This is a genomic window from Brevibacillus sp. TJ4 (assembly GCF_044627595.2).
Classification (GTDB): domain Bacteria; phylum Bacillota; class Bacilli; order Brevibacillales; family Brevibacillaceae; genus Brevibacillus.
Genome location: NZ_CP185865.1, coordinates 443,754 through 460,094, shown reverse-complemented (window position 1 = coordinate 460,094; position 16,341 = coordinate 443,754). Strand labels below are relative to the sequence as shown.

Below are 16,341 nucleotides of genomic sequence, written 5' to 3'. Positions count from 1 at the left end.
TCAAACTACCTCCTGCTCGCTATCGATAGCTTTATTTTCATATCCGTCCCCGGACAAAAAGCGCCGGGAAGAAAAGATGGTAACCAAGGGCAACAACAAGGCATACAAGACAAACGGCAAAGACGCAAGCGTCGAGACGCCGAGGCTGACCGCGAAGACCATCGCCAGGCCGTTCCACGGAATCAGCACGGGCATGACCAGGGTCGAATCAAGCATCGTCCTGCCGAGCAGCTCCTTCCCTTTCGGCAACCGGGAGAAACGCCTGATGAGCGTCGAACCCATAACCAGAATCGGAATCGTCTGATTGCAACTGACGATCACCACGAGCAGCGACAGGGCGACTGACTTTGCCACCAGCACGACGCTGCTTCGCGTCTGGCCTAGCATGCGCTCGACCAGCGGAGTCAGCAAATTTGCCTCTTTCAAAATGCCTGTCAAAAATCCAGCCAGGACGATCAACAGCAGTACGCTGGCGATGCTCGCCAGACCTCCCCCGTGGACAAGCTCGTCCAGCCTCGTCCCGGAGTTCAATTCATATCCATTCCAGACAGTGGCGAGAAACCTCGCGACGTCAATCGGCCCATTCAGGACGACGAGAAAAGCAGCGGTCACCACTCCTGCGAGAAGTGCCTTGACTGCCTTCGTGCGGAAAGCAAAGCTGGCAATCAGGACGATGATCGGCAGCAGGGGCACGACGCCCACCGGAAAGTAGGCGAGCAAAAGCTCCTGGTACATCGGGATCGTGCTGCCCGACTCCGCATCTGTACGAAACAGGTCCAACACCAAAAACAACATGGCGCACAGTCCTGCCGTCCACAAAGCCGGCTTGCGCATGATCCGTTCCTGCTCCTCGGTAACGCCTACCTGCGCTAAGATCAGCAGGCGGCTGCTGGAGATCAGAGAAAAGCGCTCGCCAACCATCGCTCCGCTGATCAAGGCTCCGGCTATCATTGCCGGCGAGATCGCCGCTGCATGGGCAATCCCCATCAGCGACAGGCCCACCGTACTCAGCGTCCCGACTGACGTGCCCAGCACATAGCTGACAGCAGCGCTCAGCAGAAACGAGATGACCACGAGAAAATCGACATTCACAGCCGACAGTCCGTAGTAGATGATCGCCGGAATGGTTCCCCCCATCATCAGCAGGGGAATCAAGATACCGACGAGCAACAAGATAATGAGTACCGGCTTCGTTTGCCGAACACCTGACCAGCCGAAGGCAAACTGCTGCTTCCAGCCGTATCCCCGTTTTTTTACATTAACCAGTGTGACCAAGATTGCAAAAACAATCCCCAGTGCAAGCGGAATTCCCAAAAGCAAACTTACTACGATTCCTGCTATTAAAGACAAGATTGGCAGCACAGCCGTGAAATTCATTGCATCCAAACGTCTCCTTTTACATGCAGGCCATCAGCAACGCTCTGGCCGCACCTTCATCTGTGACCAGTACATTCTGACACGACTGCTTGGAAAAGGAAAGAATTGCTTTTGCCTTGCTCTCACCGCCTGCGATAGAGATGACGCTATGCGCCCTTTTGACGTCCTCCAACTGCAGCCCGATCGTCGGCATATGCTCGACCGCTTCTCCGGCTTCATTAAAGTAGTAGCCGAATGCCTCTGCGACCGCCCCGGCTTCTGCCAGCGAAGCGAGCTCCGCTTCGGAGTAGTTCCGCCTTCTGGCCATCGCCAGCGCATCACCAATCCCGTGCAGGACGATCCGCGTGCTTTGCAGCAAGCCGAGTACATCTTGCACTTGCGGCTCCTTGAGCAATGTTTGCAGTGCTTCGGGATGAAGCCGATCCGGGACGTGGAGCAGCCGGTAGCTTCCCCCTGTCTTTTCCGCCATCGCTGAGGCGAGGGTGTTGGCTTGCAGCTCCAGCCGCTCGCCCAACCCGCCGCGCGCAGGCAAGAACTGGACGCTTCGGAAGACGGATGAGGCCGACAAGTGATGGACGACACTCGCTACAGTGGAGCCGCCCGTCACGGCGATCGTATCGCCTTCCTGCACGAGCTGCCGCAAGACGCGGGCACCGACTCGCCCCAACTCCTGCTTGACCCACGGCGACTGGTCGGCATCGCCCTGCACGACGATCACTTCTTCGATGTTGAGCAGTCGCTGCAGCCGCTCTCCCAACTGGGTCAGGCCGAAAAGCTCGTTGACCATCGGTTCCATTTCGTCGAGGACAAGCTGTCCATCTTCACTGAGACTCATCCCTGCCGCTGTCACATGCAACAGCCCGGTCTCCTTGAGCAAGTCAACCTCTGCCCGCAAAATCCGCTCGGTACTGCCAACCGCCTGCGCCAGAGCGCGTCGGCCGATCGGCTGCATGTGCGAGATGGAGCGCAGCAGCATGTACCGCTGACGCAGCACCTCTACCAGATCAGGCAGCAGCTTTTGTTGCAATTTCAATAACGGATTCATCTACAATCTTCCTCATATGGGTAAAGTGACCAAATAATCGGGACTTATTACGTCCCGCTATTACTTTTTATGTCCCGCTTGGTGCAAAAAAAAGAACGTGTGCTACACCATGAATGTAGCACACCCGTAAAAAACTTGCAAGCATGCTTGCGCCCATTTGCTCGCCGCTTGCTTTGCGCTTACTTGGCGCTTCTTTTCGCCAGCTCGCGATCCAGCTCGGCGATCGTGACGACCTGCGACACGGAGCGAAAGACGACCTCTCCGTCGATTTCGACTACAGGAATCTCCAGCATAAACCGTTCGTGAAGCAGCGGGTCTTGTTCGATGTTGACCACTTCCACTGAAAGCGGATACACATGTTCCAGCGTGCGGACCGCCAATTCCACGTCCTCGCACAAATGACAGTTTGGTCTGCCGTACAGTACAATCCTGATCAATTGTTAAAACCTCTTTCGTTTGGCGGAAGAAGGAATCAGCAGTTCTTCCCGGTATTTTGCGACCGTGCGTCTGGAAATCTCCACGCCCTCTGTGAGCAGCAGCTCCGACAGCTTCTGGTCGGACAAGGGCGCTTTGCGGTCTTCTGCTTCGATCAGGGCCTTGATCCGCCGCTTGACGCTCTCCGACGAAGCCGATTCGCCGCTTGCCGTAGACAGCGCCGAGGTAAAGAAATACTTCAGTTCAAAAATCCCGCGCGGCGTCTGCACATACTTGTTGCTCGTCGCCCGGCTGATCGTCGACTCGTGCAGCCCCACTCGCTCGGCGATTTCCTTTTGCGTCATCGGCTTCAAGTAATGAACGCCCCGCTCGAAAAAGTCCAACTGCATCTCGACGATTGCCTGCGTCACGCGCAACAGCGTCAGCCTGCGCTGTTCCAGACTTTTCGCCAGCCACATCGCGGCGTTCAGCTTGTCGTGAATAAACTGCTTCGCTTCGTTTTGGCTCTGCTGCTGGCTGAGCATTTTTTCATAAAAATTGTTGATTCGCAAGCGCGGCGTCGCAATGTCGTTGACCAGCACGACGTATTCGCCGCCGACCTTCTCTACCGAGATGTCGGGAATGACATACCGCGTTTCGACCGTGGAGTAAGCAGCTCCCGGACGAGGATTGAGCGTACGGATCAGATCGGCCATCGTTTGCACGTCCTGGACAGTACAGCCGATTTTTTCGGCAATCCGCTGGTAGCGATTGTCTGCCAAATCTTGCAGGTGATGCTGTACCACCTGGACGATCTTGTCGTCGTCTAGCGCCAGATGCTGCAACTGCAGCAGCAGACATTCCTCGAGATTGCGCGCCGCTACGCCGACCGGATCGAAATGCTGCAAGACTACCAGCACGTCCTCGATCTCCTCCGGCTCGGCGTCCAGCCGTTCGGACGCCTCTTCCAGCGTGACCTCAAGGTACCCTTTCTCGTCCAGATTGCCGATCAGAAATAGGGCGATCTTCCGCTGCAAGGGGGTGAATCCTTTGACGTAGCCAAGCTGGTTTTCCAGGTGTTCATACAGCGTCACGGAGCCTTGCGAGACAAAATCCAGTGGATTGTATGAGTTATCGCTTTTCATTGGCGAGTATTCTCCGGTGGCCCGATTGCCGACGATCTCCTTCCAGTCGATCTCGGGTCCCGGCTTCTCCACTTGGGCCGAGGCGACTTCCCCCGCTGCTTCCTGCAGCTCAATCACAGGGTTTTCCGTAGCCTGCTCGCGCAAGTAGGAGATCAGATCAATGGTGGAATACTGCAAAATGGTGATCGCCTGTCGCAATTCCGGTGTCATTACCAATTTGAGTGTCTGTTCCTGAAACAGACCCATGCCCATATTCATTGCAACTGCCCCCTTCCCATTCTGCCTGTTGTCGCTCTTTTTCTTATTTTATTCCTATTCGCAACTTCTTGCAATTTTCCTGCCAATATTTTTCAGAATATTGGATACGTGATACTGAAAACCCTTACAAATCAAGTAAAAAAAGATGGACACCGCTTTCACGTCTGCCCCTTCCTCACTTAATTTCACACTCACGAAAAAAATTAGAGGAACACCCCTTTTTTTATTTGCATCCGTCAGCCCCATGCCGTATAATAGAAGAGCACGAAAAAACCATGCGCCTGTAGCTCAGTGGATAGAGCAATGGTCTCCGGAACCATGTGCGGGGGTTCGATTCCCTTCAGGCGTACCATCCAAAAAGGCTGTTCCTTCGTCAAGCGACAGGGGAACAGCCTTTTTCGTTCGCGGTCGTATCGATTACTCCTTCTTCGCTTCGTCGGAAGTCTGCTGCTGGAGCGGATCAGGGTCTATCGTATCGGGCTTGCGCGAGTACGCCGAGTTCGTCGCCCAGATCGTGACACCGATAATAAATACGGCTACGATCACCAATATCGCAATGAAACCTGCTGACATGAACGAGTACCTCCGTTTTTTCGTTAGCTTTATTATAGCGCATCCCCGCGCCCGCCGACAGGAATAACTTTTCCCTCCTGGCATGTCTGTTTTTCCGACTGCCGACCCCGGCATCCGGTCATCCTATAGAAGCGGACAGCCCACTTTTTTCGGAGGTGTTTTCGTTGGATATGCAGCAGGTGAGCACAAGCCAGTTTGTCTCCATGATCCAAGAGACACAAAGGAAGAGCCTTCGCAACAAACAGCGCCAAGGCTACGGGCAACCGCAAAAGCGCCTGCCGAGCAAGCAAGGGATTTAGCGAGCCAAGCAGCACAAAACCCCTGGAGAAACGAAATCTCCAGGGGTTTTGCTCGATGCAGCTTCTGCCGCGCAGCGCTTCTTACTCCGCTTCGCCGATGTATACTTTTTGTCCGTTTTCGTACTTGTAGACGTAGACGGAAGCAAACTCGTTGTCCCCTTTTTCGTCGAAGGTGACGTTGACAAATTTGCCTTGGTAGTCCTTGACGCCTTTGACTGCTTCCAGCACCTGTTCACGCGTCGGCTTTTGGCCGCCGTTTGCCTTGATCGCCTCTTCCACAGCATGCAGCATTACACCCATCGAATCATAGCCGAAGGAAGTGAAGATTCCGACTTTGTTTCCAGTCGCCTGTTCGAATTCGGTGATCCACTGTTTGCCTTCTTCGGTCGCGCCTACGTCGCCTACTGTTGAGGTAAAGATGACGTTGTTGGCGTTTTCTTCGCCGGCGATTTTGACCAGGTCCATGGAGTCGTATCCGTCTCCACCCATGAATACGCCTGTGAAGCCTTTTTCACGAGCTTGCTTGATCAAGATTCCCGCATCGGAGTAGTAGCCGCCGAAGTAGATCATCTCCGGATTGGCTGCCAGCACCTGGTTGAGCACGGCGGAGTAGTCCTTCTCTCCGGCCGTTACCCCTTCAAAGCCGAGGACCTGTACGCCATCCGCTTCAAACTGCTTTCTCACTTCTTCTGCCAGCCCCTGACCGTACGCCTGATTGTCATGGATCAGGTACGCACTCTTGATGTTCAGCTGGTTTTTGGCAAAGATCGCTGCTTTGGAGCCTTGCTGATCGTCGCGGGCACAAATCCGGTGAACAATTTTATTGCCTTGCTCGGTCAAGTCAGAGCCGGTCGCAGACGGCGAGACCATGGCCAGGCTGTCCTGCTCGTACTGGGCTGCTGCGGTAATCGTAGCCCCGGTGGTCACGTGACCGACTACGCCGACCACGTTCGGATCGGAAATGAGCATCTGTGCGACCGCTACCCCTTGCTTGGGATCGGCCTGGTCGTCCTGCGTGGACAACTGCAGGTCAAAGCCGAGCTGCTTGAACGCTTCCTTTTTCTCGTTCAGCGCGTATTCTGCGCCTGCTTTGGCGGTACTGCCGTAATCGGAATACTGACCGGACATCGGTCCCACGACAGCGATCACCAGTTTTTCCAGGTTGCCGCTATCGGCCGCTCCTGTATTGCTGTCCCCGGTATTGTTGTTAGGTTCCGGGCTTGGTGCTTGTGTGCTTCCGCCGCCACATCCAGCCAGCATCGCGCTCAGCGCAAATACTGTTGCACACATCGCAATCGATTTCTTTTTTCTCATTTGCATGCATCCCCCTCTTTGCTATGTGGACAAACTGTATACCTAATTGTATGACAAATGGGAAAATTTGCAATAGAGATTTGTGTTTTCAATAAAAAATAACTCACCCAATAAAGAGGACCGCCTACGCATTGCTGGAGCGGTCCTGCTTGCTTTGCCATCGTTTTTTATATCAGGTATTGATACACACACAAATAATATATGTCCCTCTTACTTTTGGATTGGAAATTCTACTTGATACGTCTGGCTTGCCTCGTCATACGTTACCGTAGCCCCCAGCTCTGCAGCCGTAAAACCGAGCGGGACGAGGACGGCTCCCGGAATCGTCCGCAGCGGATGGGGCACCCGGGTCTCTTCGCCATTTTTATAGGCGAAGGTGCTGTCTTTGTACATGCGCAGCGCATACGTGCCGTCTTTTGCAATCAGGACGGACTCGATCATGTTGTCCCATGCTGCCGAGCCGCCCAAGGCAGTAGCGAGTTTGCTTGCGTTGACGTAGACGACTCCGTTTTCGATGACGATTTCTCCCTCGAACGCTCTCCCGTTCAGTTTCACATTCGCTTCCTGGCGCACGCCTGTCGTCACGCCGAGTGCCGCTGTCGCTGCCACACTTCCCGTCAGCAAAGCAGCCGTGAGCAGTAGAGCTGATACTTTTCGCAACATCGTTATACACTCCCTTTTTGTCCATACTAATGAGAAGTATGTAAAAGTCCTGTTCATACCATATGAAGCGTTTTTCTGTTTCATACCACCTGTGCTTTTGCGGCTGTCTATCCCGCGAACAGGTGTTTTTGTGCACAATCTGTGGATAACTATGTGGATAAGTGTAAAAGGAGGATGTTGACGATAAAAGGCGAACGTCTATATCTGATTTATCAGGAAGCCAGCGACGAGGAATGCCTGCTCACCATCCAGCCGTACGCGGATGAACAGGCTCTCGGCGAAGCGATTCAGCAATTGAAAAACAAGGAAATCGACGACTACACGATCATCAAGGGAAAGAAGATGACTGCCCAACTGCGCCTCACGGTAGAGCTGTCCGACGCGGAGGAAGGAGAAAAGCCCGCAGACGAAGAAACGTGAGCGAGGAATTTCCTCACGTCCGATGTTTAAGCGAGGAAGAACTGGCAAACATGTGTAGGGAAGGGATACATAGAAGTGTTTGACCTTTATTGACCTTTAATTGCCTTTTGTGTATGATATTCTTACAAAGAGAGGAGGAAGACTAGATGCACATGAATTTGATTCCAACCGTTATTGAACAGACCAACCGCGGTGAACGTGCTTACGATATTTACTCGCGCCTGCTCAAGGATCGCATCATCTTTCTGGGTACCCCGATTAACGATACAGTAGCGAATATTGTGGTAGCTCAATTGCTGTTCCTGCAAGCAGAGGACCCTGACAAGGATATTCATCTCTACATCAACAGCCCTGGCGGTTCGATTACAGCCGGTATGGCGATCTACGATACGATGAACTTCATCAAACCGGATGTCTCCACCATTTGCGTGGGTATGGCTGCCTCGATGGGGGCATTCCTGCTGGCTGCAGGGGCGAAAGGCAAGCGTTTTGCCCTGCCGAACAGCGAGGTTATGATTCACCAGCCTCTTGGCGGTGCACAAGGGCAAGCGAGCGATATCGAGATCGCGGCCAAGCGGATTTTGCGAATGCGCGACCATCTGAACCGCATCCTGGCTGAGCGGACTGGTCAGCCACTGGAACGGATCGAAAAAGACACCGACCGCGACAATTTCCTGTCTGCTGCACAAGCGGTAGAGTACGGCCTGATCGACAAAGTCATCACGGCTGAGCCTACCGACAAGGACAAGAAATAAGCGCAACGAATAACGAAAACACCCGCTGCCTGCAAGCGGGTGTTTTTTCATGCCATTCGCCTATGGCGTCGCCGCAAATTGCGGGACGAGGCGAATGATTTTGTCGTCGTCCTGGGCGGGATTCCCCCTGCCGTCGCGGTTGTTGGTCAACACGTACAGCGACCCGTCAGGCCCTTCGTACACATCCCGAATCCGTCCGTACTCGCCGGGAAACAACGGTACCACTTCCTTTACCGTGTCGTCTTCCAGGCTGATGCGCAGCAGTTGTTGCCCGCGCAAGTTGGCGACCAGAAGCTGCCCGGCCCACGGTCCCTCGCTCACAAACGTCATGCCCGAGGGCGCCCACGTCGTCGTGCCGCTGTGAACGATCGGGGTTTTCATGCCGTCTGCCTGCTCGTCACCGCGGATGTTCGGCCAGCCGTAATTTGCGCCCTTTTCGATCCGGTTGATTTCATCGTGCGCCGACGAGCCATGCTCGGAGCTGTACAACTGACCATTGGCCTGATTCCAGGCGATGCCCTGCGGATTTCGGTTTCCCCAACTGTAGACTGGTGAATTCGGAAACGGATTGTCTGCCGGAATGTTGCCGTCCAGATGGAGGCGGAGAATCTTGCCTGCCAGACTGGCGGGGTCCTGGGAAAGCTGCGGATCGCTGGCATCGCCCGTAGTGATGTACATCATCTGATCGGGACCGATCTTGATCCGTCCGCCATTGTGGATGGAATCACCGGGAATTCGGTCGATCAGCACTTTGTCGACGTAAGCCCGGTTCGCTTCTTCCCGCAAGCGCAGGACGCGGTTGTACGTCTGCTCTTCTTCGCGGTACGTATGGTAGACGTACAGATAGTGATTGTCGGCAAACTGCGGATCGAGAGCGAGTCCGAGCAATCCTCCTTCCCCCTGGCTGACGAACGGCGCCGGGAAAGAAATCAGCGGTTCCTCAAGCAGCTTGCCATCCGCGATCACCCGTACATTCCCGGGTCGCTCCGTAAAGAAAATCCGCCCGTCTTCTGCGATCTCGATCGCCCACGGCACATTCAGATCAGCAGCCAGCACCTCCGCCTGATACGGCAGTTGCTCCTCGACTGGCTGTTCGCTTGCCCCCGTCCCCGGGACCTGCTGTGTCGGCTGCTGTTGCCCGCCAGTACCCAGACTCGTTTGCTCGCACGCCATCAAGAGCAGACTTCCGACGAGTGCTGCCATCACAAATCCTTTTTTCTTCATACCTCTTCCCCTCCCTGCAGAACCTGTATTCCTTCTTGCAACGATCCCCTTCATTCCCGTCTCACTTCTTTTTGTCCAGTATACAAACCGCAGCAGCTCTTTTCCATCCCTGACGCGGAAAAGCCGAGCATCCGGGCACATCGGCTCCGGTCACTCGGCCTGTATCATCTGTTTTGCGGCTGTTTCTCGCTACTCGTCCTCTGCCTGTTTCGCCGCAGTCGCTCCCGTCATGGTGTCGACGGTCGATCCTTCGATCAGACCGTTCTGGTCCGTGACAAGACCGCCGCCCAATCCCTCGTTGACCATCCTGTCGATATCCATGTCGTACTCGTCGCGTCCTTCCCAATCCGTGTCTGAAGCGTTCATTTCCCTTTGTCCACCTGCCTCTCCATGCTTGTCCCGTATGGATCTTGCATTACATAGATTAGCAATGCCCTTCCCTGTGCCAAAACATGCAAAAAAGACACCTTCCAACGGGGAGAGTGTCTTTTTTGTACGCTCTTTCTACTCTTCTTTGCTCACCAGATTGCTCAGACTGGTTACTGCCTGGGTAGCATCCGGTCCTTCTGCTGAAATGGTGATTTCCGTTCCAGAGCTGATCGCGAGGCTCATAATACCCATAATACTTTTGGCGTTTACTTTTTTATTCTCTCTTTCTACGAATACTTCCGATGCAAAACGGTTTGCTTCCTGTACGAAAAAAGCAGCCGGACGAGCTTGCAAACCGGTTTTCAACTTAACCGTCACCTGCTGTTGAACCATGGATGGACCTCCTCACGCAAATAATCATTATCCTCTAGTATATCATGGAATTAGGACGAAACATTTTGTTTTTCTCGTAATTTGTCAGCGATTTCGTTAATTTTTCGCAGGCGGTGATTGATTCCCGACTTGCTGACGACTCCGCTTGGTATCATTTCCCCTAATTCCTTCAAGTTAATATCCGGATGAATCAAGCGCAGCTCCGCTACTTCGCGCAGCCGTTTCGGCAGGTTTTCCAGACCCATTTCCTGATCGATCAGCCTGATATTCTCCATCTGCCGGGTAGCGGCGTTAACCGTTTTGTTGATATTGGCAATCTCGCAATTATGCAACCGGTTCACAGAGTTGCGCATATCTTTCACAATTCGTACGTCCTCAAAGTAGAGAAGGGCCTGGTGGGCACCAATCAGGCTCAAAAATTCGGTAATTTTTTCACCTTCCTTGATATAGAGCACGTACCCCTTCTTACGCTCGATACATTTTGCATTCAGCTTATAGCGATTGGCCATTTTGGTCAAGGCCTCGCAGAAGTCCTGGTACGACGTAAAAATCTCCAGGTGGTAGCTGGACGCCTCCGGGTGATTGACCGATCCTCCCGCCAAAAACGCCCCGCGCAAATAAGCGGCTCGGCAGCACGATTTCTTGACGACATCCGCAGAGATTCCGGGAATGAAGGATAGGGATTCATCCATGATCCCCAGCTCCTGCAAGACTTCGTTAGCCTTATGCGGAATACGCACGATGTAGACGTTGTTTTTTTTCAACCGCATTTTTTTGCGAACCAACAGCTCGGCATGGAGTTGAAACACTTGTTTAATCAACGTGTATATTCGTCTGGCAATCGCCGCATTTTCAGTGGTCACATCCAGTATCAGCCGACCGGATCCAAATTGCAGACTGCCGTTCATCCGAATCAGGGCGGACAGCTCTGCCCTGCTGCAGCAATCTCCTGCCTCCTGCATCGTCAGTTCCTTTTTGGTATGCGCGGCGAATGACATCTGTAATTCAACTCCTTATCCTGACTGGGCCTTGCGCCTCCGCTTGATCAGGGATACTACCTGTTTGCTCACTTCCCGTGCGTCATGTCTGAGGTAGCCGTCTTCGAATGTAACCAGTGGCTTGGCTACGACATGCAATCCCAGCTTCCGCAGTTGTGGCAAATCGCAAGGGACTGGCGCGGCCCCTTTTTCCGCGTACTTCTCCAAGACATAAGCGGGAATTTCCGCCGAATTCACGATAATCGTATCCAAAAAGGCATCGCCAACATGCTCGTGAATGACGCGCACGTGCTTGGACGCGGTGTACTCATCTGTCTCCCCCGGTTGGGTCATTACATTGCAAATATACATTTTATGGGCCTGCGAGCGCGTAATCGCCGCGAAAATGCCGCGTACGAGCAAATTGGGCAAAATACTCGTATACAAACTGCCCGGTCCGATCAAAATCGCGTCGGCATCCTCGATTGCTTGCAAGGCTTCGCCCAATGGTGCAGCGTCGTGCGGCTCCAGAAAAACGCGCTTGATCTTCTTCCCGGCAAGCGGGATTTGTGACTCGCCGGTGACGATCGTGCTGTCTTCCATCTCCGCCTTTAGCTGGATCGATTGGGTCGACGCAGGCAACACGTCCCCGCGTACCGCCAATACACCGCTCAACGCCTTGACTGCGGTGACAAAATCCCCTGTAATCTCGTTCATCGCTGCAAGTAGTAGATTTCCCAAATTATGCCCGGCTAAACCGGTTCCATTGGAAAAGCGATACTGCATGACTTTCTCCATGAGTGGCTCTGTATCTGCCAGAGCCGTCAATACGTTGCGTATATCGCCGGGAGGAGGCATATCCATCTCTTCGCGCAGACGCCCCGAGCTGCCTCCATCGTCAGCCACCGTCACGATCGCGGTGATATGAACAGGTTCATTCTTTAATCCCCGCAGCAATACAGACAGTCCTGTCCCCCCGCCGATGACGACAACTCGCAACTGTTTGGGCTGTTGCCTACCCGTTCCCTTTGTCGGCATATGTCACCCCGTTATTCTCTCCTGCACACCTATCTCACTATATGCAAAGCAGGATCGCTCTCCCACTTTTTTGCATCCCAAATCTTATCTGTTTTTTTCCATGTCCCGATGGCTGATGCGGACGGTGAAATCTTTGCCAAAGACTTCCCCCAGCCGCTCCACAATCGCGACAGACCGGTGCTTTCCGCCTGTGCAGCCGATGCCGATCACCAATTGGCTTTTCCCCTCGCGCTGATAGTGCGGCAGGGTAAATTGCAGAAAATCGATCAGCCTCTCCATAAACTCCTGTGTATCCTTGTGTTCCATCACGTATGCGGCAACTTCCTGCTCGCAGCCTGTTTTCGGACGCAGTTCCTCCACGTAGTGGGGGTTGGGCAGAAAACGCACGTCGAACATCAGGTCGACATCGATCGGAGAGCCGTATTTAAAGCCAAACGACATCAGGTTAATCGTAAGCGAAGAGCCTTGCTGGCCGTACTGGCTGATGATCTTCTCTTTCAGTTGTGCGGGCTTCATCTGGCTGGTATCGATAATCTGATGCGCCGAGCCTTTGATTTCCTGAAGCAGGCGGCGTTCCGCCTGTATGCCTTGCAGAGGCGAACCGCCAGTAGATAGCGGATGGCGCCTGCGTGTTTCCTTGTACCGGGAGACCAGCGTCTGATCGTTTGCGTCCAGATAGAGAATATGGAAGGAAAGGCCCTCGATCTCTCGCAAGCTGTCGATGACCGCAGACAAGCTCTCGAAAAATTCCCTGCCTCGCAAGTCGATGACCAATGCGACTTTTTCCATGCTGCCCGCAGATTGCTTAACCAGTTCCGCAAATTTGGGAATCAAGACAGGTGGCAGGTTGTCAACACAAAAGTAGCCTAAATCTTCCAGGCTTTGTACGGCTACCGTTTTTCCTGCACCCGACATTCCTGTAATAATCAGCAAATTGATCGCCTTGTCGTTTCCCACTTCTGTCACGCAACTCGCCTCCTACGATACTGAGAATAGCATACCATAATGCGGCCGTTTCAGCATCCTTTTGCGGCAGGGATCATCTGTCTGCCGCTGTCCGCGCGATGGCAAAAAAAAAAGAGGCGTGACCACCAGGTAGCCACGCAACAAAAGGATATATAGATAAGGGGGGTTAATTCATTGTCTTTATCTTACCCCGCAAATATTTCACTTATGTTACAACCAAGTTAAGAGATTGTGACGTTTTGTTCTTTCAGGCGTTCATTCAATTCTTCCACGTAATGCTGAGCGGACTGGGCAGCGATCGAACCGTCACCTGTCGCTGTCACTACCTGGCGCAGCATCTTTTCGCGTACATCCCCTGCTGCAAAGATGCCTTTTACTTTCGTGTGCATTTTCTCATCGGTCAGGATGTAGCCAGCTTCGTTGGTAATGCCCAGATTGCGCACGGCTTCCGTCAGCGGGTCCATCCCTACGTAGATGAACACGCCATCAGTGTTGAATTCGCGCTGCTCGCCTGTTTTCGTGTTTTCCAGCAAGACGGCTTGCACTTTGCCTTCCCCGCGAATTTCTTTTACCTGCGTATCCCAGATGACTTCGATCTTTTCGTTTTCAAACGCGCGTTTTTGCAGGATTTTTTGCGCACGGAACTCGTTGCGTCTGTGGATGATCGTCACTTTGGAGGCAAAACGGGTCAAAAACACCGCTTCTTCCACCGCCGAGTCACCGCCACCTACGACTACCAGCTCTTTGCCGCGGAAAAAGGCTCCGTCGCAAACGGCGCAGTAGGAAACACCGCGACCGGACAATTCCTTCTCGCCCGGAACGCCGAGCAGACGATGTTCTGCCCCGGTTGATACGATGACGGATTTGGCCAGGTATTCCTTCTCGCCTGTAATCACGCGCTTATACGGTTCTTCGTCACGGATTTCCTTGATCTCCCCGTATGCGTACTCAGCCCCGAACTGCTGGGCATGCTCGAACATTTTGGTGGACAAATCCGGACCGAGAATCGACGTAAATCCAGGGTAGTTCTCGATCTCTTCCGTGTTGGCCATCTGGCCGCCCGGCACGCCGCGCTCGAGCATCAATGTGCTCATATTGGCCCGCGACGTGTAGACAGCAGCTGTCATACCTGCTGGCCCGGCTCCTGCGACGATGACATCATAAATTTTTTGGTCGCTCATGTAACTCACTCCTTCTTCTGTGGCGCATGCATAGACTCTTTATTTAAACTAATTATAAAGTAAGAATCTATTTAAAATCAAGCCTCGACAATACTTTCACATATTTTGCAACGGTGGCGGCCGAAATTCCGTATTTTTTCGCCAGTGCGGCCTGTGTTCGTTTCTGGTCGCAAAAGTTTCCGTATACATATTCCAAAGCCGCGATCCATGCCACAGCTTTCCGCGCCTTCTGATCGCAATCAGGCTGTTGTTCCTGTACCTTTTTCCAGGCATCCAGACACCACTTTGCCGCTTCCGGATCGCCCTGATCGCGCAAGTACAGGCAAATGCCTTCCTCTACGGACGCGATTTCCTTGGTCCCGGGCTCCTGTTTTTCCCCCGGAGTGTCTGTCGGCAGAGCCGCTCCCATGTCGGAGAGAGCCAGCAGTGCCACCTTCTGCAACTGCTTGTTGTCAGTCTGGTAGTAAAACTGCCGGACGGCGTGCTCCGCTTCGTCGTCGGCGATCAGAGACAGCGTCTGGAGAACGGCGAATTTCACTTCATCCCGTCCGTGCTGCAGCGCCCACAGCAGGGAAGCGCGAATCATCGGATCTGTCTTGAAGTCCTCTACGCCGGCAAAGCTGGCCTGCTCCCAGGATACGTTTCGCTGGGGCGGATTGTACTGATAGGGGATCGGTTTTATCATTTCCCCTTCTTGCTCGTTTTTTACCATCTGGATGTACGGATCAGCCACACCAGCATCCGGGTCAAGCTGCTTCGCCTTTTGCCACCAGCGCAACGACTGGTCCTTGCGTCCGCTCAAATAGGCCGAAATCGCAGCGTAATGGTACGTACACGCCTCGTGCGGCCGACCGGTGCGCAGCATCCGCTGGTAATGGCGGAACGCTTCCTCGTGCTGACCCAGTACGCCCATCGTCGTCGCCAGCTTGTACATGTTCTCGGGGTGAACCGGGACTACCTTTTTCAACGTGTCCAGCAGATCGAGAAGCTCTGCGGTGTGGTTGTGATGGGACAGCAAGACAGCGAGGTTGCACAAGGCGTGCAGGTTTCCCTCTTCCCTCTCCAGCGTCATGCGGATGGTGTCCATCGCCTGCTCAAAATCCCCGATGTAGTAGTAGGCGAGCGCCAGATTGTTCCAGGCGGGAAGAAACGACGGGTCTTCCTCGACGATCTCCTGCAACAGATCGCGCGCTTCCAGAAAGCGGCCCTCTTCCAGGCTGAGCCGCGCGTTTTCGTGCTTGCCGTAAATATCGTCGCTTTGCCCAGGGAGAAAATGGCGCGGCGGAATTTCCAGTTCAAAGTAAATGTAATCGAGCAATTCCTCCGCCTCTTCGGCGTAAGGGCCGTCGCCAGCCAGTTGCAGGTAGCGGAAGGCCATTTCTTCGGCCATATGGTAATCTTCCAGATTTGCATAATTGTTTGCCATATAGAAATAGACTTCGTGCATGGAGGGGTTCCATTTTTCGATCACCTCTCGCAGCACTTCATTGGACTGTTCGTATTGTCCCGCCTCAGCCAACGCACTGGCCAGGTGACAGTGACAGTCAGCATTCGTCGGTTCCAGATCAACTGCCCGGCGAAAGGAACGCAGCGCCCGATCGTAGTCATAGCGGTTCAAAAAGCGGATACCCCGCTCCACAAAAAAAGCCGCGTCCTGCTGAAATTCAATGACAGTTGGTTTCATCACTCGTTTAGTATGTTTCATAGAACCTCCAACCTCTTAGGAGAAGCACTCCAAGTATCGTACCAAAAGCTCGCCTCCCCTACAAGCTGGCGAGTACCGGAAATGTTCTTTGGCACTTCATAGGACAGCAACCGGGCGATGAGTGATCAGTCGAATTTGTAAGGCGAGGGCGCGATCAACAAGTGCCAGCTTGCGTGCCGAACCGGTGAGATCAGGGAACAATGATGAAAGCCAAAAAGAGGCTTT

General features: G+C 53.5%; 18 protein-coding genes and 1 tRNA gene. 4 read left to right on the top strand and 15 right to left on the bottom strand.

Annotation, left to right across the window (positions count from 1 at the left end):
- The 4 genes from ACAF76_RS02080 to rpoN all read right to left on the bottom strand — a co-directional run bounded on the left by ACAF76_RS02080 (nucleotide 1) and on the right by rpoN (nucleotide 4,239).
- Complete coding sequence (locus ACAF76_RS02080) at nucleotides 1-1,377, bottom strand: Na+/H+ antiporter NhaC family protein (protein ID WP_400162391.1); 1,377 nt, start codon at nucleotides 1,375-1,377, stop codon at nucleotides 1-3.
- A gap of 19 nt (nucleotides 1,378-1,396) precedes the next feature.
- On the bottom strand, nucleotides 1,397-2,422 hold the full coding sequence (locus tag ACAF76_RS02075; RefSeq protein WP_400162390.1) for a sugar-binding transcriptional regulator: 1,026 nt from the start codon (nucleotides 2,420-2,422) through the stop codon (nucleotides 1,397-1,399).
- A 179-nt stretch (nucleotides 2,423-2,601) separates the two neighbouring features.
- Nucleotides 2,602-2,859 (bottom strand): glutaredoxin family protein, encoded by a 258-nt coding sequence (locus ACAF76_RS02070; protein WP_400162389.1) that lies wholly within the window; start codon nucleotides 2,857-2,859, stop codon nucleotides 2,602-2,604.
- A 3-nt stretch (nucleotides 2,860-2,862) separates the two neighbouring features.
- On the bottom strand, nucleotides 2,863-4,239 hold the full coding sequence (rpoN, locus tag ACAF76_RS02065; RefSeq protein WP_400162388.1) for an RNA polymerase factor sigma-54: 1,377 nt from the start codon (nucleotides 4,237-4,239) through the stop codon (nucleotides 2,863-2,865).
- Between the two features lie 277 nt (nucleotides 4,240-4,516).
- On the opposite strand from rpoN, the gene ACAF76_RS02060 reads away from it, so the two are divergent.
- Nucleotides 4,517-4,591, top strand: a tRNA-Arg gene (locus tag ACAF76_RS02060).
- 65 nt (nucleotides 4,592-4,656) lie between these two features.
- Here the strand turns inward: ACAF76_RS02060 and ACAF76_RS02055 are convergent.
- Complete coding sequence (locus tag ACAF76_RS02055; protein WP_400162387.1) at nucleotides 4,657-4,812, bottom strand: hypothetical protein; 156 nt, start codon at nucleotides 4,810-4,812, stop codon at nucleotides 4,657-4,659.
- A gap of 170 nt (nucleotides 4,813-4,982) precedes the next feature.
- Between ACAF76_RS02055 and ACAF76_RS02050 the strand changes: the two genes are divergently transcribed.
- On the top strand, nucleotides 4,983-5,111 hold the full coding sequence (locus tag ACAF76_RS02050) for a DUF4023 domain-containing protein (protein WP_400162652.1): 129 nt from the start codon (nucleotides 4,983-4,985) through the stop codon (nucleotides 5,109-5,111).
- An 81-nt stretch (nucleotides 5,112-5,192) separates the two neighbouring features.
- On the opposite strand, the gene ACAF76_RS02045 is transcribed toward ACAF76_RS02050, so the two are convergent.
- Both ACAF76_RS02045 and ACAF76_RS02040 read right to left on the bottom strand, forming a co-directional pair.
- Nucleotides 5,193-6,425 (bottom strand): branched-chain amino acid ABC transporter substrate-binding protein, encoded by a 1,233-nt coding sequence (locus tag ACAF76_RS02045; protein WP_400162386.1) that lies wholly within the window; start codon nucleotides 6,423-6,425, stop codon nucleotides 5,193-5,195.
- 210 nt (nucleotides 6,426-6,635) lie between these two features.
- Nucleotides 6,636-7,088 carry a copper amine oxidase N-terminal domain-containing protein gene (locus ACAF76_RS02040; protein WP_400162385.1) on the bottom strand — a complete coding sequence of 151 codons (453 nt, stop codon included), beginning with the start codon at nucleotides 7,086-7,088 and terminating at the stop codon, nucleotides 6,636-6,638.
- A gap of 174 nt (nucleotides 7,089-7,262) precedes the next feature.
- On the opposite strand from ACAF76_RS02040, the gene ACAF76_RS02035 reads away from it, so the two are divergent.
- Together ACAF76_RS02035 and clpP are read left to right on the top strand one after the other, a co-directional pair.
- The gene (locus tag ACAF76_RS02035; RefSeq protein WP_400162384.1) at nucleotides 7,263-7,508 is read left to right on the top strand and encodes a hypothetical protein; all 246 of its coding nucleotides are present in this window, start codon (nucleotides 7,263-7,265) and stop codon (nucleotides 7,506-7,508) included.
- 152 nt (nucleotides 7,509-7,660) lie between these two features.
- Nucleotides 7,661-8,263 carry an ATP-dependent Clp endopeptidase proteolytic subunit ClpP gene (gene clpP / locus ACAF76_RS02030; RefSeq protein ID WP_400162651.1) on the top strand — a complete coding sequence of 201 codons (603 nt, stop codon included), beginning with the start codon at nucleotides 7,661-7,663 and terminating at the stop codon, nucleotides 8,261-8,263.
- A gap of 60 nt (nucleotides 8,264-8,323) precedes the next feature.
- On the opposite strand, the gene ACAF76_RS02025 is transcribed toward clpP, so the two are convergent.
- From ACAF76_RS02025 to ACAF76_RS01990, 8 genes are all read right to left on the bottom strand, one after another.
- Nucleotides 8,324-9,487 carry a PQQ-dependent sugar dehydrogenase gene (locus tag ACAF76_RS02025; RefSeq protein ID WP_400162383.1) on the bottom strand — a complete coding sequence of 388 codons (1,164 nt, stop codon included), beginning with the start codon at nucleotides 9,485-9,487 and terminating at the stop codon, nucleotides 8,324-8,326.
- 189 nt (nucleotides 9,488-9,676) lie between these two features.
- Nucleotides 9,677-9,853: a hypothetical protein gene (locus ACAF76_RS02020; protein ID WP_400162382.1), complete on the bottom strand. Its 177-nt coding sequence runs from the start codon at nucleotides 9,851-9,853 to the stop codon at nucleotides 9,677-9,679.
- A 138-nt stretch (nucleotides 9,854-9,991) separates the two neighbouring features.
- Complete coding sequence (locus tag ACAF76_RS02015) at nucleotides 9,992-10,249, bottom strand: HPr family phosphocarrier protein (protein WP_400162381.1); 258 nt, start codon at nucleotides 10,247-10,249, stop codon at nucleotides 9,992-9,994.
- 50 nt (nucleotides 10,250-10,299) lie between these two features.
- Nucleotides 10,300-11,247 carry a DNA-binding protein WhiA gene (gene whiA / locus ACAF76_RS02010; protein ID WP_400162380.1) on the bottom strand — a complete coding sequence of 316 codons (948 nt, stop codon included), beginning with the start codon at nucleotides 11,245-11,247 and terminating at the stop codon, nucleotides 10,300-10,302.
- Between the two features lie 15 nt (nucleotides 11,248-11,262).
- Nucleotides 11,263-12,264, bottom strand: a complete 1,002-nt coding sequence (locus ACAF76_RS02005; protein WP_400162379.1) for a uridine diphosphate-N-acetylglucosamine-binding protein YvcK — start codon at nucleotides 12,262-12,264, stop codon at nucleotides 11,263-11,265.
- 84 nt (nucleotides 12,265-12,348) lie between these two features.
- Nucleotides 12,349-13,230 carry an RNase adapter RapZ gene (rapZ, locus tag ACAF76_RS02000; RefSeq protein ID WP_400162378.1) on the bottom strand — a complete coding sequence of 294 codons (882 nt, stop codon included), beginning with the start codon at nucleotides 13,228-13,230 and terminating at the stop codon, nucleotides 12,349-12,351.
- Nucleotides 13,231-13,451: 221 nt separating this feature from the next.
- Nucleotides 13,452-14,411: a thioredoxin-disulfide reductase gene (gene trxB / locus ACAF76_RS01995; protein WP_400162377.1), complete on the bottom strand. Its 960-nt coding sequence runs from the start codon at nucleotides 14,409-14,411 to the stop codon at nucleotides 13,452-13,454.
- A 67-nt stretch (nucleotides 14,412-14,478) separates the two neighbouring features.
- The gene (locus ACAF76_RS01990) at nucleotides 14,479-16,116 is read right to left on the bottom strand and encodes a tetratricopeptide repeat protein (RefSeq protein ID WP_400162376.1); all 1,638 of its coding nucleotides are present in this window, start codon (nucleotides 16,114-16,116) and stop codon (nucleotides 14,479-14,481) included.
- Nucleotides 16,117-16,341: the final 225 nt, after the last annotated feature.

Coding starts and splice junctions, on each gene's coding strand:
- ACAF76_RS02080 (WP_400162391.1), bottom strand. CDS start 1,377: ATGAATTTCACGGCTGTGCTGCCAATCTTGTCTTTAATAGCAGGAATC.
- ACAF76_RS02075 (WP_400162390.1), bottom strand. CDS start 2,422: ATGAATCCGTTATTGAAATTGCAACAAAAGCTGCTGCCTGATCTGGTA.
- rpoN (WP_400162388.1), bottom strand. CDS start 4,239: ATGAATATGGGCATGGGTCTGTTTCAGGAACAGACACTCAAATTGGTA.
- ACAF76_RS02055 (WP_400162387.1), bottom strand. CDS start 4,812: ATGTCAGCAGGTTTCATTGCGATATTGGTGATCGTAGCCGTATTTATT.
- ACAF76_RS02050 (WP_400162652.1), top strand. CDS start 4,983: ATGCAGCAGGTGAGCACAAGCCAGTTTGTCTCCATGATCCAAGAGACA.
- ACAF76_RS02045 (WP_400162386.1), bottom strand. CDS start 6,425: ATGAGAAAAAAGAAATCGATTGCGATGTGTGCAACAGTATTTGCGCTG.
- ACAF76_RS02040 (WP_400162385.1), bottom strand. CDS start 7,088: ATGTTGCGAAAAGTATCAGCTCTACTGCTCACGGCTGCTTTGCTGACG.
- ACAF76_RS02035 (WP_400162384.1), top strand. CDS start 7,263: ATGTTGACGATAAAAGGCGAACGTCTATATCTGATTTATCAGGAAGCC.
- clpP (WP_400162651.1), top strand. CDS start 7,661: ATGAATTTGATTCCAACCGTTATTGAACAGACCAACCGCGGTGAACGT.
- ACAF76_RS02025 (WP_400162383.1), bottom strand. CDS start 9,487: ATGAAGAAAAAAGGATTTGTGATGGCAGCACTCGTCGGAAGTCTGCTC.
- ACAF76_RS02020 (WP_400162382.1), bottom strand. CDS start 9,853: ATGAACGCTTCAGACACGGATTGGGAAGGACGCGACGAGTACGACATG.
- ACAF76_RS02015 (WP_400162381.1), bottom strand. CDS start 10,249: ATGGTTCAACAGCAGGTGACGGTTAAGTTGAAAACCGGTTTGCAAGCT.
- whiA (WP_400162380.1), bottom strand. CDS start 11,247: ATGTCATTCGCCGCGCATACCAAAAAGGAACTGACGATGCAGGAGGCA.
- ACAF76_RS02005 (WP_400162379.1), bottom strand. CDS start 12,264: ATGCCGACAAAGGGAACGGGTAGGCAACAGCCCAAACAGTTGCGAGTT.
- trxB (WP_400162377.1), bottom strand. CDS start 14,411: ATGAGCGACCAAAAAATTTATGATGTCATCGTCGCAGGAGCCGGGCCA.
- ACAF76_RS01990 (WP_400162376.1), bottom strand. CDS start 16,116: ATGAAACATACTAAACGAGTGATGAAACCAACTGTCATTGAATTTCAG.